Source organism: Mesorhizobium sp. WSM4887 (genome assembly GCF_029625865.1).
Classification (GTDB): domain Bacteria; phylum Pseudomonadota; class Alphaproteobacteria; order Rhizobiales; family Rhizobiaceae; genus Mesorhizobium.
In genome coordinates, this window is the sequence record NZ_JARTVP010000035.1 from 1 (window position 1) to 1,088 (window position 1,088).

Sequence of the window (1,088 nt, forward strand, 5' to 3'; positions counted from 1 at the left end):
CACCCCTTGTATCTGCGCGGAGGAGACTTTGTGCGAGAAGAGCGACTGAGCCTCGAACCGGACGGCCATCCGATTCGAGGCTTGGCGAAGTCGCCCGACACCCCTGCGGTCACAACCGTGGATGAGCCAGGGATCTTCGCCTCCGTCACGTACGACCGAATAGTCGCTTGGCTCCAATCGCACGCACAAGGCAGGTTACCGTGGACAAGACCATCTGTGGAGTGGACGTTTCGAAAGAATGGCTCGATGCCCATGTCGAGCCGAACGGGGCGGCAGGCCGCTTCCGTAACGATGCGGCAGGCATCACCGATCTGGCCGCTTGGTGTCAGGGCCATGGCGTCGAGCTTGCCGTCATGGAGGCCAGCGGCGGCTACGAGCGGCTGGCCTTGCTGCTGCTGTGGGATCTGAGCCTGCCTTGCGCTCTCGTCAATGCGCGCAGCGTGCGCCGTTTTGCAGAGGCGATGGGCTTCCTGGAAAAGACCGATGGGATCGATGCCGCCATGATCGCCGGCTACGCGCAGGCCAAGCGCGTACAGCCGACTCTGCCGCCGAGCCCGGCCCAGCAGCGGCTCAAGGCCTTGGTGGCACGGCTCGGTCAGGTCACCGGCGATCTCACCATCCAGAAGCAGCGCAAGAGTGCTGCCGCCGACACCGAAACCATCGCCAGCCTCGATGAGGTCATCGCGTTGCTCGTGCGCCAGAGCCGCAGGCTCGAGGGCGAGATCGCCTCGCTGATCGACGACGATCCGTTGTGGGCATGCCTTGACCGCGCCTTTCGCTCGCTCAAAGGGATCGCCTCGCGCAGCGTTGCTCGCCTGATGGCCGAATTGCCCGAAATCGGCATCCTGTCCAACAAGGCCATCGCCAAGCTGGCCGGCTTGGCGCCGATCGCCAATGACAGCGGTAAGCGCAGCGGCCGAAGACCGGTGCGTGGCGGTCGCGCCGGGCCCAGGGGCGTGCTCTTCCTCGTTGCCCGCATCGTTGCCAAATACGATCCGCACCTGGCCGCCTTCCAGCACCGGTTGCAGGCCGCTGGAAAGGAAAAGATGGTCATCCGCATCGCTCTCGCCAGAAAGCTGCTCGTCATT

Annotated in this window: 1 protein-coding gene; it reads left to right on the forward strand. The window is 64.5% G+C overall.

Features of this window, described 5'->3' with window-relative positions:
- Nucleotides 1-200 precede the first annotated feature (200 nt).
- The coding region (locus P9230_RS32195; protein WP_278121746.1) for an IS110 family transposase at nt 201-1,088 on the forward strand (888 nt) is incomplete at its 3' end.